The organism is Pseudomonas sp. NDM, assembly GCF_003105095.1.
Taxonomy (GTDB): Bacteria; Pseudomonadota; Gammaproteobacteria; order Pseudomonadales; family Pseudomonadaceae; genus Aquipseudomonas; species Aquipseudomonas moraviensis_A.
Map to the genome: position 1 here is coordinate 1 of NZ_QETJ01000137.1, position 13,746 is coordinate 13,746.

Here is a 13,746-nt window from a genome sequence, read left to right on the forward strand (position 1 = left end):
CTCGCGATAGCGTCATATCAGCCGATGCAAATATTGACTGATACACCGCTATCGCGAGCAGGCTCACTCCTACAGGGATTTGTGTCAGGCGTTATTGATGCGCAGCTCTTCGATACTGATCTCACGCATCCTGAATTTCTGGATCTTCCCCGTCACTGTCATCGGAAACGCGTCGACGAACTTGAAGTAACGCGGTGTCTTGAAGTGCGCAATCCGCGCTTTGCACCAGGTTTGCAGCTCCAGTTCAGAGGCGCTGTGGCCGGGGTGGAATTTGATCCAGGCGACGATCTCTTCACCGTAGCGCGGGCACGGAATGCCGATCACCTGCACATCCGCTACCGCCGGATGGGTGAAGAAGAATTCTTCCAGCTCTCGGGGATAAACGTTCTCGCCGCCACGAATGATCATGTCTTTGTTACGCCCGGCGATGTTGACGTAACCCTCCTCGTTCATGCTCGCCAGGTCGCCGGTGTGCATCCACCCCGCCTCATCGATGGCTTCGGCCGTGGCCTGCGGGTTATTCCAATAGCCGAGCATCACGCTGTAACCGCGGGTGCACAATTCACCGATGGTGCCGCGTGGCACGACGTTGCCTGCGTCGTCGATAATCTTGCTTTCCAGCTGTGGCTGAGTGCGCCCGACCGTGGTGACGCGCAGCTCAAGCTCGTCGGCCGGCCCGGTCTGCAGCGACACCGGGCTGGTTTCGGTCATGCCGTAGGCGATCTGCACTTCGCTCATGTGCATTTCGCTGATCACTCGACGCATGACCTCGATCGGACAGGTCGCTCCGGCCATGATCCCCGTGCGCAGGCTCGTCAGGTCGAAAGCCTGCCGCTGCGGCTGATCGAGCATGGCGATGAACATGGTCGGCACACCGTACAGCGCCGTGGCTTTTTCTTCGGCCACCGCTTGCAGAGTCACCGCGGGATCAAAAGCGTCGCTGGGATAAATCATCGTACTGCCATGGGTGACGCAGCCGAGGTTGCCCATGACCATGCCGAAGCAGTGATACAGCGGCACCGGAATCACCAGACGATCGGCAGACGTCAGGCCGAGGCTTTCGCCGACCATGTAGCCGTTGTTGAGAATGTTGTAGTGACTGAGGGTTGCGCCCTTGGGGAAACCGGTGGTGCCAGAGGTGTACTGGATGTTCACCGGTTGATCGAAATGCAGGCTGGCGCTGCGCTCGGCCAGTTGATCAGGCGAGACGCTGGCAGCCAGCTCGCTGAGCTGCGACCACGGCAGAAAGCCAGCTGGCGGGTTTGCATCGAGGCTGATCACGCCGCGCAAATCCGGCAGACGTTCGCTGCGCAGGTGACCGATGGCGTGCTCGGCCAGCTCGGGCGCCAGGCCTTGAAGCATTTCATGGTAATTCGAGGTTTTGAACGCGCCCGCGCAGACCAGCCACTGACAGCCGGATTGCTTGAGCACGTATTCGAGTTCCGAGCTGCGATAGGCGGGATTGATGTTGACCAGGATCACCCCGATCTTCGCCGTGGCGAATTGGGTGACGCACCACTGCGCGCAGTTCGGCGCCCAGATGCCGAGGCGATCACCGGTCTGCAAACCCAATGCGAGCAAGGCTCTGGCCTGCTCATCCACGGCGTCGGCCAGTTGTCGCCAGGAGTAACGCAACTGCTGGTGGCGCACCACCAGCGCCTCGCCATCCGGGTATTGCGCGACCGTTTGATCGAAGCGCTGACCGATGGTCAGCGCCAACAGGGCCTGGTGCTGAGAGCCACGGGTGTAGCTGCGCGGCGGGTTTGCAGTGGGTTGATCCATGACGAGCCCTTTTATCTTTTTTTGTTGAACTGAGGCTGGTGTGTGGCGAGGGAGCTTGCTCCCGCTCGGCTGCGTAGCAGTCGTGAAATCGGCGACTCGGTGCAGTCAGATTTACCGCGATCAGCGATTTTGCGAGCGCTTCGCGCTCAAGCGGGAGCAAGCTCCCTCGCCACAATTTTGCATAGATGAAATTTCAGATGTGTCCTTACTCTCGCGCAAGTTGACGCTTACGTAAAGCTGATTGACAGCCGAACTCGGGAAGCTTTACGTTAACGTAAAGCTGAGCGCCGATCTGACGTGCACTCCACCCGATAAAAAAGCCAAAAGGTGACCCATGAGCTATCCATCCCTGAACTTCGCCCTCGGTGAAACCATCGACATGCTGCGCGATCAGGTGCAGTCCTTCGTCGCCGATCAGATCGCCCCGCGTGCCGCGCAGATCGATCACGACAACCTGTTCCCGGCCGATATGTGGCGCAAATTCGGTGACATGGGTCTGCTCGGCATCACCGTGCCGGAAGAGTACGGCGGCGCGGGCCTGGGTTATCTGGCGCACGTGGTGGCGATGGAAGAAATCAGCCGTGGCTCGGCGTCGGTGGCGTTGTCCTACGGCGCGCACTCCAACCTCTGCGTCAACCAGATCAACCGCAACGGCAACCACGAACAGAAAAGCAAATACCTGCCGCAGCTGATCAGCGGCGAGCACGTCGGCGCCCTCGCCATGAGTGAGCCAAACGCCGGTTCCGACGTGGTCTCGATGAAGCTGCGTGCCGACAAGCGCGGCGACCGCTTCGTCCTTAACGGCAGCAAGACCTGGATCACCAACGGCCCTGACGCCAACACCTATGTGATCTACGCCAAGACCGATCTGGAAAAAGGCCCGCACGGCATTACTGCGTTCATCGTCGAGCGTGACTGGAAAGGCTTCAGCCGCAGCAACAAGTTCGACAAGCTCGGCATGCGCGGCTCCAATACCTGCGAGCTGTTCTTCGATGACGTCGAAGTGCCGGAAGAGAACATCCTCGGCGTGCTCAACGGCGGCGTGAAGGTGCTGATGAGCGGCCTCGATTACGAACGCGTGGTGCTGTCGGGCGGCCCGACCGGGATCATGCAGTCGTGCATGGACCTGATCGTGCCGTACATCCACGACCGCAAGCAGTTCGGCCAGAGCATCGGCGAATTCCAGCTGATCCAGGGCAAAGTCGCCGACATGTACACCCAACTCAACGCCAGCCGCGCCTATCTGTACGCAGTGGCGCAGGCCTGCGAGCGCGGCGAAACCACGCGCAAGGATGCCGCTGGAGTGATTCTCTACACCGCCGAACGCGCCACACAAATGGCCCTCGACGCGATCCAGATTCTTGGCGGCAACGGCTACATCAACGAATTCCCCGCCGGCCGCCTGCTGCGCGACGCCAAGCTCTACGAAATCGGCGCCGGCACCAGCGAAATCCGCCGCATGCTGATCGGTCGCGAACTGTTCAACGAGACGAAATGAAGTTCGTCAGTTGCAAGCCGCAAGCCACAAGCTGCAAGAGATCCGCGCTCTTGCCCCAACCTGCAGCTTGCCGCTTGTAGCTAGAAGCTGCTTACGGAGTAAGCCCCATGATCCTGCACACTCAGCTCAACCCGCGCTCCGCGGAGTTCGCCGTCAACAGCGCGGCGATGCTCAAACAGGTCGACGCGCTGCACACCCTGCTCGCTCAAGTGGCCCAGGGTGGCGGTGCCAAAGCCCAGGAACGCCACACCTCGCGCGGTAAATTGCTGCCGCGTGAACGCATCAATCGCCTGCTCGATCCGGGCTCGCCGTTTCTGGAAATCAGCCAACTGGCCGCTCACGCCGTGTATGGCGAAGACGTCCCCGCCGCCGGGGTGATTGCCGGGATCGGTCGCGTCGAAGGCGTGGAATGCATGATCGTCGCCAACGATGCGACGGTGAAAGGCGGTTCGTATTACCCGCTTACGGTGAAGAAACACCTGCGTGCACAGACCATCGCCCAGCAGAATCGCCTGCCGTGCATTTATCTGGTGGACTCGGGCGGCGCCAACCTGCCGCGTCAGGACGAAGTGTTTCCGGATCGCGAGCACTTCGGGCGGATCTTTTTCAATCAGGCCAACATGAGCGCCATGGGCATCCCGCAGATCGCCGTGGTCATGGGCTCGTGCACCGCTGGCGGCGCGTATGTGCCAGCGATGGCGGACGAAGCGATCATGGTGCGCAACCAGGCGACGATCTTTCTCGCCGGCCCGCCGCTGGTGAAAGCTGCAACCGGTGAAGTGGTCAGCGCCGAGGATCTGGGCGGTGCCGATGTGCATTGCAAGACTTCCGGCGTGGCCGACCATTACGCCGAGAACGACGAACACGCCCTCGCCCTCGCCCGCCGCAGCGTCGCCAACCTCAACTGGCGCAAGCTCGGCGAGGTGCAGCAACGCACGCCGATTGCGCCGCTGTACGCCAGCGACGAGTTGTACGGCGTGGTTCCGGCTGACGCCAAGCAGCCATTCGATGTGCGCGAAGTGATCGCGCGACTGGTCGATGGCTCGGTGTTCGATGAATTCAAAGCGCTGTTTGGCACCACGCTGGTTTGCGGTTTCGCTCACTTGCACGGCTACCCGATCGCAATCCTCGCGAACAACGGCATTCTTTTCGCCGAAGCCGCGCAAAAAGGCGCGCACTTCATCGAACTGGCGTGCCAACGCGGTATTCCACTGCTGTTTCTGCAGAACATCACCGGCTTCATGGTCGGGCAGAAATACGAAGCCGGCGGCATTGCCAAGCACGGCGCGAAGCTGGTTACCGCAGTGGCCTGCGCCAAGGTGCCGAAATTCACCGTGATCATCGGCGGCAGCTTCGGGGCCGGCAACTACGGCATGTGCGGTCGCGCTTACGACCCACGTTTTTTGTGGATGTGGCCGAACGCGCGGATCGGCGTGATGGGCGCCGAACAGGCCGCCGGCGTGCTGGTGCAGGTCAAACGCGAACAGGCCGAACGCAGCGGTCAGGCGTTCAGCGCCGAGCAGGAGACCGAGATCAAGCAGCCGATTCTCGACCAGTACGAAGAGCAGGGTCACCCCTACTACTCCAGCGCGCGGTTGTGGGACGACGGCGTCATCGACCCGTCGCAGACCCGCGATGTGCTGGCCCTGGCCTTGTCCGCGTCGCTGAACGCGCCAATCGAACCGAGCCGCTTCGGCGTGTTCCGGATGTGATGGGGAGAACCTGATGAGCGACTTCAATACCCTCGAACTGCAAACCGACCCGCGCGGCTTCGCGACGCTGTGGCTCAACCGCGCCGAGAAAAACAACGCCTTCAACGCCGAGATGATCCGCGAACTGATCCTCGCCCTCGACAAGGTGGCCAGCGATTCGAGCCTGCGTTTTCTGCTGCTGCGCGGGCGCGGCAAGCACTTCAGTGCCGGCGCCGACCTGGCCTGGATGCAGCAGTCGGCGGAGCTCGATTACCACACCAACCTCGACGACGCCCGCGAACTGGCCGAGCTGATGTACAACCTCGCCAAACTGAAAATCCCCACCCTCGCCGTGGTTCAGGGCGCGGCGTTCGGTGGCGCGCTGGGCCTGATCAGTTGCTGTGACATGGCGATTGGCGCCGATGATGCGCAGTTCTGCCTGTCGGAAGTGCGCATCGGCCTGGCGCCGGCGGTGATCAGCCCGTTTGTAGTGCAGGCGATCGGTGAGCGAGCGGCGCGGCGCTACGCGCTGACCGCCGAGCGCTTCGGCGGACAGCGGGCGCGGGAGATCGGCTTGTTGTCTGAAAGCTGCCCTGCCGCTGAACTGGAGCAGCAGGTCGAGCAGTGGATCGACAATCTGTTGCTCAACAGCCCCGCCGCCATGCGTGCGAGCAAGGACTTGCTGCGTGAAGTCGGCAACGGCGCGCTGACCCCGGCCCTGCGCCGCTACACGGAAAATGCCATCGCGCGGATTCGCGTCAGCGCCGAAGGCCAGGAAGGCTTGCGCGCCTTTCTGCAAAAACGCCCGCCGAGCTGGCAAGCCGTATCCACAAAGGAGTCGCGTTGATGAGCGCACCTGTGATTACCACCCTGCTGGTGGCCAACCGCGGCGAAATCGCCTGCCGGGTCATGCGCACCGCCAAGGCGCTGGGCCTGACTACGGTCGCTGTGCACAGCGCCACCGACCGCGACGCGCGGCACAGCCGTGAAGCCGATATCCGCGTCGATCTGGGCGGCAGCAAGGCCGCTGACAGTTATCTGCAAATCGACAAATTGATCGCCGCTGCCAAGGCCAGCGGCGCCCAGGCGATTCATCCCGGCTACGGCTTTCTCTCGGAAAACGCTGAATTCGCCCGCGCCATCGAAGCTGCCGGCCTGATCTTTCTCGGCCCGCCTGCCTCTGCCATCGATGCAATGGGCAGTAAATCCGCCGCCAAAGCGCTGATGGAAAAGGCCGGCGTGCCTTTGGTGCCGGGCTATCACGGCGAGGCGCAGGATCTCGACACCTTCCGTGAAGCCTGCGAACGCATCGGTTATCCAGTGCTGCTCAAGGCCACGGCCGGTGGCGGCGGTAAAGGCATGAAAGTCGTGGAGGACGTCAGCCAATTGGCCGAAGCCCTCGCCTCCGCTCAGCGGGAAGCGCAGTCCTCGTTCGGCGACTCGCGAATGCTGGTCGAGAAATATCTGCTGAAGCCGCGTCATGTGGAGATTCAGGTGTTCGCCGATCAGCACGGCAACTGCCTGTATCTCAATGAGCGCGATTGCTCGATCCAGCGGCGGCATCAGAAAGTCGTCGAAGAAGCCCCGGCGCCGGGCCTGACGCCGGAATTGCGCCGGGCCATGGGCGAAGCGGCGGTGCGTTCGGCACAGGCAATCGGTTATGTCGGCGCTGGCACCGTGGAGTTTCTGCTGGATGCGCGCGGCGAGTTTTTCTTCATGGAAATGAACACGCGCCTGCAGGTCGAGCACCCGGTGACCGAAGCGATTACCGGGCTCGATCTGGTCGCCTGGCAGATTCGCGTCGCCCGGGGTGAAGCGCTGCCGATGACCCAGGCGCAGGTGCCGCTCAACGGTCATGCGATTGAAGTGCGCTTGTATGCCGAGGATCCGGCGAATGATTTTCTGCCGGCCACCGGGCGTCTGGATCTGTACCGCGAATCGGCACAGGGTCCGGGGCGGCGAGTGGACAGCGGGGTCGAGGAAGGTGACGAGATTTCGCCGTTCTACGACCCGATGCTCGGCAAACTGATTGCCTGGGGTGAAGATCGCGAACAGGCGCGCCTGCGTCTGCTGAGCATGCTCGATGAGTTTGCGATTGGCGGACTGAAGACCAACATCAACTTCCTGCGCCGGATCATCGCGCATCCGGCGTTTGCCGCCGCAGAACTGGATACCGGGTTCATTCCGCGTTATCAGGAGCAGTTGCTGCCAGCGCCAGGTACGTTGAGCGATGAGTTCTGGCAAGCGGCGGCGCAGGCTTTCGCGCAGAGTCTGCCAGCACGTAAGCGGACGGATGATCCCGCCTCGCCGTGGTCTTGCGGCAGTGGTTTGCGGGCAGGCTTGCCGGCGGAGATTACTTTGCATTTAAGTTGCGAGGGACAGGATCGTGCGCTGACATTGGCAGCTGCGGCGCACGCCAGACTGTTGGGCGAAGCGCTGGCGGTCGAGCATGACGGCGTGCGCCGCACGTTGCGGGCAATTCGTCAGGGCGATTCGTTGTATCTGCAGTGGGAGGGAGAGCTGCGACGCATCGAGGCCCATGATCCGATCAGTGCCGTTGAGGCCAGCCACAGCCACCAGGGCGGTCTGACCGCGCCCATGAACGGCAGCATCGTGCGCGTGCTGGTCGAGGCCGGGCAAACGGTCGAGGCCGGGGCGCAACTGGTGGTGCTCGAAGCCATGAAGATGGAACACAGCATTCGTGCGCCACAGGCCGGCGTGGTCAAAGCGCTGTATTGCCAGGAAGGCGATATGGTCAGCGAAGGCAGCGCTTTGGTTGAACTGGAACAAGTGTGAAATTGCAGGATCGATCCGGGCCTTGAGCGAGGATCGATCCGGTCAGAAACGCGCCGTCGCCTGAACCACCACGCCGACAATCCGGCATTCATCGGTGAACAGCGCTTTCGGCCAGGTCGGATTGAGCGGCACCAGGTAACGCTGGCCGCCCTGTTCGTCGAGTTTGCGGAAAATCGCTTCTTCGCTGTCCGGCCACTGGGCAATCACCAGTTTTCCAGGCACTGCCTCCAACTCCGGGTCGACCAGAATCAGCATGCCCTCGGCAATGCTCTGACCGCTGGGCGCAGTCATCGAATCCCCCGTCACGGTCAGCCAGAACGCCGCACCGCGAGCGTGGTAATCGGTAAGTTCGAAGCGCTGCTTCGCCGATGCGCCGGCGTAGCTCGCCGAATCGTCGCGCACCTCACAGGGCGCGTGCCAGTCACGAACCGGGTAGCGGAAGTACGGGTTGTACTTCTGCGCCAGCGGCATTTCATCCTCCGGCGTCGGCTGCGGTTCGCGGATCACCAGAACGACTTCGAGGAAATCCATTCCCAGCGCTTTGAGCACACGGTTCATTTCGGTAACACCGGGTTCGCGACGCTTGTTCAGCCAATGACCGATCCCGCCCTGGGACATGCCGACGCGCTCTCCGAGCTCTGTTTGAGTGACTTTGAGTTCACTCATCTTGGCCTTGACCAACTCAATCCATTTATCCATGTGCCGCACCTTACGCGGACGTCTTCGACCGGCAAAACACATATTGTAGTATTTAAATTCTGGTCACAAATACAGGCGGTACTATCCTAGGTAAACGGACTTTCAATCGAACATGGAGTGCCTTCTCATGATGAACATCAGCAGCAAAGACCTGCCCGATCTGCAAATCGACACCAGCTTCACTTCGCCCCAAGGCACCGCCGCCGCACAACGCGCGCTGGACTACTACTTGAAACCGGCAATTTCAGAACCTGAGACGGAAGAACGGTTCTTCGATGTCAAAGGCCATCTCAGCGGCGAGGAAGCGCTGGTGCATGCCTCGGACCTGTTGCGATGCGCAGCCGCCACGGCCTTCAAGGCCGCAGAAAACCTGCAGGGCACGAATCGCGACCTGGCCTTCTCGGTGGTGCACATGGTGGATATGGCGCGGGCGATGGTCGATCACTCGATCGACAACGATGAAGTCATAGCAAACAAGGTACGGACGGACAGGAAAGAATTTTCCCATCGCGCAGATAAAAACATTTGACTTGCAAATGATAATGATTATTATTGCAAGCAGCTGGTCGCGAGATCAGTCGATGGACCAGAGACCTTAGGTCGGTCTTCTGGACTATCTCCTCATCAGGCTAATCACGGTTTTTGACCCGGCTTTTTGCCGGGTCTTTTTTTGCCCGTTTTTCGGGCTTGTGTCTTCAGGCTAATGAAGTCTTTGGGTGTTGCAAATTCGATGGCGCGGATAATATCAAAAGAATATTGATTGGCAAGCCGAGCCCGGCCACATTGGCCAAAACTAACGGCAATCAGCACTTGAGAATCAATCGCATAGCCTCTAAGCTGCTGGCGCGTCACGGAGGACGCCCCCCGCCAGCACCCTGCAATTCCCCTCGGTTTCACCCCAGCCTGCGTGTAAAGTACCGGTCATAAAAATCCTGCTCAGGAAGCGACTATGACCGTGGCCAAATCTTCGTTCGACATCAGCGCCAATTTTGACAGCGGCAACATCCAAGTCATCGACATCAGCAACCCTCTCAATCCGGTTCTGGCGATCCGCCCGGACACCCGCAGCCCTCATTTCCAGTGGTTCCACTTCAAGGCCAGCGGCCTGCACGTTCATCAGGAACACTGGTTTCGCCTGGTCAACGCCAGCCAATCGACCTACAGCAAAGGCTGGCCGGGCTATCAAGCGGTCGCGTCGTATGATCACGTCAACTGGTTCCGCATTCCCACCAGCTTCGAAGGCGACAGCCTGCGCTTCTGCCTCGAAGCCGAACAGACCCACGCCTGGTTCGCCTACTTCGAACCCTACAGCCGCGGCCGCCACGATTGGTTGATCGAGCAGGCGCTGAGCAAGGCTGGCACCGAATTGCTGGCGACCGGCAAAAGCGTCGAAGGCCGCGACATTCAGCTGCTGCGCAAGGGCAGCGGCGCCGAAGGCCAGCGCAAGATCTGGATCATCGCCCAGCAGCATCCGGGCGAACACATGGCTGAATGGTTCATGGAAGGCGTGATCGAGCGTCTGGAACGACAGGACGATCCGGTACTGAACAAACTGCTGGCCGGCGCCGATCTGTATCTGGTGCCGAACATGAATCCGGACGGCGCCTTCCACGGGCACCTGCGCACCAACGCGATGGGCCAGGATTTGAACCGCGCCTGGCAGAACGCCAGTCAGGACATCAGCCCGGAAGTGCTATTCGTTCAGCAGCAGATGGAAAAGTACGGCGTCGATGCGTTTATCGACGTACACGGCGACGAAACCATCCCTCACGTCTTCACCGCCGGCTGCGAAGGCAACCCTGGCTTTACGCCGCGCATCGAAAAGCTGGAAGAGCATTTCCGCAACCATTTGAAGCACACCACCAAAGACTTCCAGACCACCTACGGCTACACCCGCGACGAACCGGGCCAGGCCAACATGACATTGGCCTGCAACAGTGTCGGACAGAAATATGACTGCCTGTCGCAGACTCTGGAGATGCCGTTCAAGGACCACGACGACCACCCGGACAAGATCACCGGCTGGTCGGGCAAGCGTTCGAAGCAATTGGGCAAGGACGTGCTGACCACTCTCGCCGACATGGTCGATATCCTGCGCTGATCCCCGGCGTCAGAAACAAAAGATCGCAGCCTGCCTGCGATCTTTTGCTTTGCCGACTCAGCCGCGATCGCGCCCGTGCAACATGCTGTCGAGCACTTCGTCACGACGCACCCAGCCATGATACAGCGCCGCCGCCAAGTGCAGCAGCACCGTCAGAAACAGCAGATACGCCAGATAGCCATGGGACTTGCGCAACAGCGCGAACAGTTGCGCATCCGCCGGCACAATCGACGGCAGATGCAGCGACGCTGTGAGCATCACTGGCTCGCCCGATGCACTGATCATCGCCCACCCGAGCAGCGGCAACACCAGCATCAACGCGTACAGCAAGACGTGGGAAGCCCTGGCTGCCAGCACCTGCCAGCCCGGCAGATCATCCGGCAACGGCGGTTGACGTGTGGTGAAGCGCACCACCAGGCGCACAATCACCAGCGCCAGAATCGCGATGCCCAGCGGCTTGTGCAGATGAATCAGCCATTCATGGCGAGACGACACCGAAGTGACCATGCCCGCGCCGATAAACAGCATGGCGATGATCATCAGCGCCATCAGCCAATGGAGCAAACGCGCCAGCAATACGAAATGAGTCGGGTGCTTGCTCATGGGCGAGCCTCCTGTCTGGCGGCGGGCAATTGGCTGACTTCGCTGGTGCGACGCAGGTAGGAATCGGCGTAACCGGCCGAGCGCGCGGCGAGCAATGGGTCTTCCGAGCCTTGAATCCCGGCTGGCAGCACCAGTGGGTCGTAGTTGATATCGCGGCACTCGCCACTCAACTGCGGCTGGGTTTTCTCCAGCACCAAAGTCCCGGCGTTCAGCACTTTGCGATCTGTGGGCCAGGACTTGCTGGCATCGTTGACCGGGTCGTCAGCGTTGGCCAGGGTGATGTTCAGCTGGAAGCGCAAGGGTGCTGCTGCCAGGCGTTGCACCAGATCCTTCTCGAGAAAATCCGCGCCTTCAGGGGCCGTGGCCCCCGCCGCGTCCTGCGCCAGCGGCGTCATGCTCCAGCGCACTGCCTGTTTCTTGCCGTTGCCATCGACCAGATAGAACGCATTGATGCTGTTATAGGTTTCGGTGGCGTAGCTGGCCGAGGGCTTGGCGGTCTTCACCCAAGTCAAGAACGGCACGGCTTCCGGATGTGCGGCGAAGAACGCCGGCACCTTGGTCGGGTCGGGCTTGCCGGTGGCCGGATCCGGCGACTGCGCTTGCTGCAATTGATAGAACGCCTCGGGGGTGCCGATCGGGAACACCGGCATGCTGTTCATGCCGGTGCGCCACTGCTGGCCGTCCGCCTGAGTGAAACGCAGCGCCAGGCTGCGGATCGGCACGGCGCTGTCCGGCGCATAGGGATTGCCGGCGGGCAAGGCAAAGCGCCCGACCACCGGCGTCTGCGGCAGGTTGAACACCTGCGCAGTGGAGTACGCCCGCGCCTCACCGCTGCTCTCGAAATGGCCAATCACGCAGACACCTTTGGCGTGGTTGCGACGAAAACCGGGATGCACGCCGTTGTTCTTTTCCAGCACATCGACCAACGCCTTTGGCGTCAGGCGTTGGGGGTCGAGGTTGCCGTGCACGTAGGCAAACGCCCCGGCCACGGCGGCGACGATCACGGCAATGCCGCCCAGACGGAAAACCAGGCTCGCAGCGCTCAGTGGCTGGCGCGGCGGCCTGCCGGGCGGTGCAGCGTTGGATGATGAGCGATCAACCATGAATATCTCCAGGCCATCGGCCACAAGTGGAAAGAGTCAGCAAGACGCACCCCGTCAGGGTTTATTCCACGGCGCCGTATTTATTTTTGCGCACGGGGAATAACCTGCGCTGACGGGCGTCTTCCTAGTCCACAGCGTAGCGACCAGCAGAAATTCATGAGCGAATTCGACGAACAGTTGAGAGAAATCATTCCCAGATTGCGCCGCTTCGCCGTGTCGTTGACGCGCAACAGCAGCAGCGCTGACGATCTGGTCCAGGCCAGCCTCGAGCGGGCGCTGTCGGCGTGGAGCGAAAAACGCGCCGAAGGCGACTTGCGCGCCTGGCTGTTTGCGATCCTCTATCGGCAATTTCTCGATGCCCACCGTCGCTCGCGGCGCTATGCGCGGATGCTCGAATTTTTCACCGGTCGCGACGATGCCGAGCCGTCGGTGGAACGCACGGTGATCGCCCAATCGACCCTGCAAGCCTTCGAACGCCTGCCCACCGAACAACGCGCCCTGCTGCTGATGGTGTCGGTGGAGGGCCTGTCCTATAAAGAGGTCGCCGAGATCCTCGGCGCCCCGATCGGCACCGTGATGTCGCGCCTGTCCCGCGCCCGCCAGGCCTTGCGCCAACTCAGCGACGGCGAAATCAGCAGCCCTTCCCTGCGGATACTCAAATGATCAGCCTCCCTCCCAATGAGCGTGACTTGCACGCCTACGTCGATCACCAGCTCAGCGACGCCGACCGGCGCATGCTCGAGACCTGGTTGGCCAGCCACCCTGAAGAAGCGGCGCAGGTTCGTGCCTGGCAACGCGATGCCCAGCAGTTGCGCGCGGCGCTCAGTGGTGCGTTGCAGCAGCCGAGTAATCCGGCGCTGGATCCGACGATGATTCGCCAGCGTCGCCGCGAGCAGTCACGCGGTCATCTGGCCCGCGCAGCGGTGTTGCTGATTGCCGTGAGCATTGGCGGTTTCAGTGGCTGGCAGGCACGGGAAATGACCCTGGTGCGTCCTGCGCAATTGCCGATGACCGACGCGTTGCAAGCCTACCGCCTGATTGCCCAGCAAGGCGTGCTGCCCGCCGATTACAAGGTCGACAGCGGCGGCGACATGCAGCGTTGGCTCGACCGTTACTTCAGCGGCGCCGGGCGCTTGCCCGATCTCAGGGCGGCCGGGTTCGAGCCGGTCAGCGGGCGCTTGCTCAGCACCGATGAGGGCCCGGCGGCGATGGTGAGGTATGAGGATGGCAGCGGCCAGAAGGTGAGTTTCTACCTGCGTCCGCCGGGGCCGAAAAACACTCTGCTGCCGCGCGGTTCGCGCAGCGATGGCGATCTGCAGGCCGATTACTGGTCCGGGCCCGGCTACAACTATGCAGTGGTCAGCCCGACGGACTCGCCGGCGGCGCAATTGCTCAAGCAATCACCACCTTTCTGAAATCCGCCCATTGTAGGAGTGAGCCTGCTCGCGATAGCGGTTTGTCTGTCACATCGCC

13 protein-coding genes are annotated in these 13,746 nt (G+C 61.5%); 8 read left to right on the forward strand and 5 right to left on the reverse strand.

Features of this window, described 5'->3' with window-relative positions:
* Positions 1 to 84 precede the first annotated feature (84 nt).
* A complete protein-coding gene (locus tag DCO47_RS21130) occupies positions 85 to 1,782 on the reverse strand; it encodes an AMP-binding protein (RefSeq protein ID WP_116658852.1) in 1,698 nt (565 codons plus the stop codon).
* Positions 1,783 to 2,116: 334 nt separating this feature from the next.
* Here DCO47_RS21130 and DCO47_RS21135 point away from each other — a divergent pair, with 334 nt between their 5' ends.
* The 4 genes from DCO47_RS21135 to DCO47_RS21150 all read left to right on the forward strand — a co-directional run bounded on the left by DCO47_RS21135 (position 2,117) and on the right by DCO47_RS21150 (position 7,767).
* Positions 2,117 to 3,280, forward strand: coding sequence for an isovaleryl-CoA dehydrogenase (locus DCO47_RS21135; protein WP_065616012.1), 1,164 nt, complete (start codon positions 2,117 to 2,119; stop codon positions 3,278 to 3,280).
* A 107-nt stretch (positions 3,281 to 3,387) separates the two neighbouring features.
* Positions 3,388 to 4,992, forward strand: a complete 1,605-nt coding sequence (locus tag DCO47_RS21140; protein WP_116658853.1) for a carboxyl transferase domain-containing protein — start codon at positions 3,388 to 3,390, stop codon at positions 4,990 to 4,992.
* Between the two features lie 13 nt (positions 4,993 to 5,005).
* Positions 5,006 to 5,818, forward strand: coding sequence for a gamma-carboxygeranoyl-CoA hydratase (locus DCO47_RS21145; protein WP_116658854.1), 813 nt, complete (start codon positions 5,006 to 5,008; stop codon positions 5,816 to 5,818).
* The gene (locus tag DCO47_RS21150; RefSeq protein ID WP_116658855.1) at positions 5,818 to 7,767 is read left to right on the forward strand and encodes an acetyl/propionyl/methylcrotonyl-CoA carboxylase subunit alpha; all 1,950 of its coding nucleotides are present in this window, start codon (positions 5,818 to 5,820) and stop codon (positions 7,765 to 7,767) included. Before DCO47_RS21145 ends, DCO47_RS21150 begins: the two co-directional genes overlap by 1 nt.
* 42 nt (positions 7,768 to 7,809) lie before the next feature.
* On the opposite strand, the gene DCO47_RS21155 is transcribed toward DCO47_RS21150, so the two are convergent.
* On the reverse strand, positions 7,810 to 8,466 hold the full coding sequence (locus tag DCO47_RS21155; protein ID WP_042609184.1) for a LexA family transcriptional regulator: 657 nt from the start codon (positions 8,464 to 8,466) through the stop codon (positions 7,810 to 7,812).
* A 130-nt stretch (positions 8,467 to 8,596) separates the two neighbouring features.
* On the opposite strand from DCO47_RS21155, the gene DCO47_RS21160 reads away from it, so the two are divergent.
* Positions 8,597 to 8,995: a DUF6124 family protein gene (locus tag DCO47_RS21160; protein WP_065616958.1), complete on the forward strand. Its 399-nt coding sequence runs from the start codon at positions 8,597 to 8,599 to the stop codon at positions 8,993 to 8,995.
* A gap of 104 nt (positions 8,996 to 9,099) precedes the next feature.
* On the opposite strand, the gene DCO47_RS26955 is transcribed toward DCO47_RS21160, so the two are convergent.
* Entirely contained in the window at positions 9,100 to 9,318 is a 219-nt protein-coding gene (locus DCO47_RS26955; protein ID WP_133247418.1) for a hypothetical protein, read from the reverse strand.
* A gap of 97 nt (positions 9,319 to 9,415) precedes the next feature.
* On the opposite strand from DCO47_RS26955, the gene DCO47_RS21165 reads away from it, so the two are divergent.
* The gene (locus tag DCO47_RS21165) at positions 9,416 to 10,567 is read left to right on the forward strand and encodes a M14-type cytosolic carboxypeptidase (RefSeq protein ID WP_042609183.1); all 1,152 of its coding nucleotides are present in this window, start codon (positions 9,416 to 9,418) and stop codon (positions 10,565 to 10,567) included.
* 57 nt (positions 10,568 to 10,624) lie between these two features.
* On the opposite strand, the gene DCO47_RS21170 is transcribed toward DCO47_RS21165, so the two are convergent.
* Positions 10,625 to 11,170 (reverse strand): cytochrome b, encoded by a 546-nt coding sequence (locus DCO47_RS21170; RefSeq protein ID WP_116658856.1) that lies wholly within the window; start codon positions 11,168 to 11,170, stop codon positions 10,625 to 10,627.
* Positions 11,167 to 12,273, reverse strand: coding sequence for a catalase family peroxidase (locus DCO47_RS21175; protein ID WP_116658857.1), 1,107 nt, complete (start codon positions 12,271 to 12,273; stop codon positions 11,167 to 11,169). Before DCO47_RS21175 ends, DCO47_RS21170 begins: the two co-directional genes overlap by 4 nt.
* A gap of 156 nt (positions 12,274 to 12,429) precedes the next feature.
* Between DCO47_RS21175 and DCO47_RS21180 the strand changes: the two genes are divergently transcribed.
* Together DCO47_RS21180 and DCO47_RS21185 are read left to right on the forward strand one after the other, a co-directional pair.
* On the forward strand, positions 12,430 to 12,936 hold the full coding sequence (locus DCO47_RS21180; protein ID WP_065616006.1) for an RNA polymerase sigma factor: 507 nt from the start codon (positions 12,430 to 12,432) through the stop codon (positions 12,934 to 12,936).
* Positions 12,933 to 13,688 carry an anti-sigma factor gene (locus DCO47_RS21185; protein ID WP_116658858.1) on the forward strand — a complete coding sequence of 252 codons (756 nt, stop codon included), beginning with the start codon at positions 12,933 to 12,935 and terminating at the stop codon, positions 13,686 to 13,688. The genes DCO47_RS21180 and DCO47_RS21185 overlap by 4 nt, the downstream gene beginning before the upstream one ends.
* Positions 13,689 to 13,746: the final 58 nt, after the last annotated feature.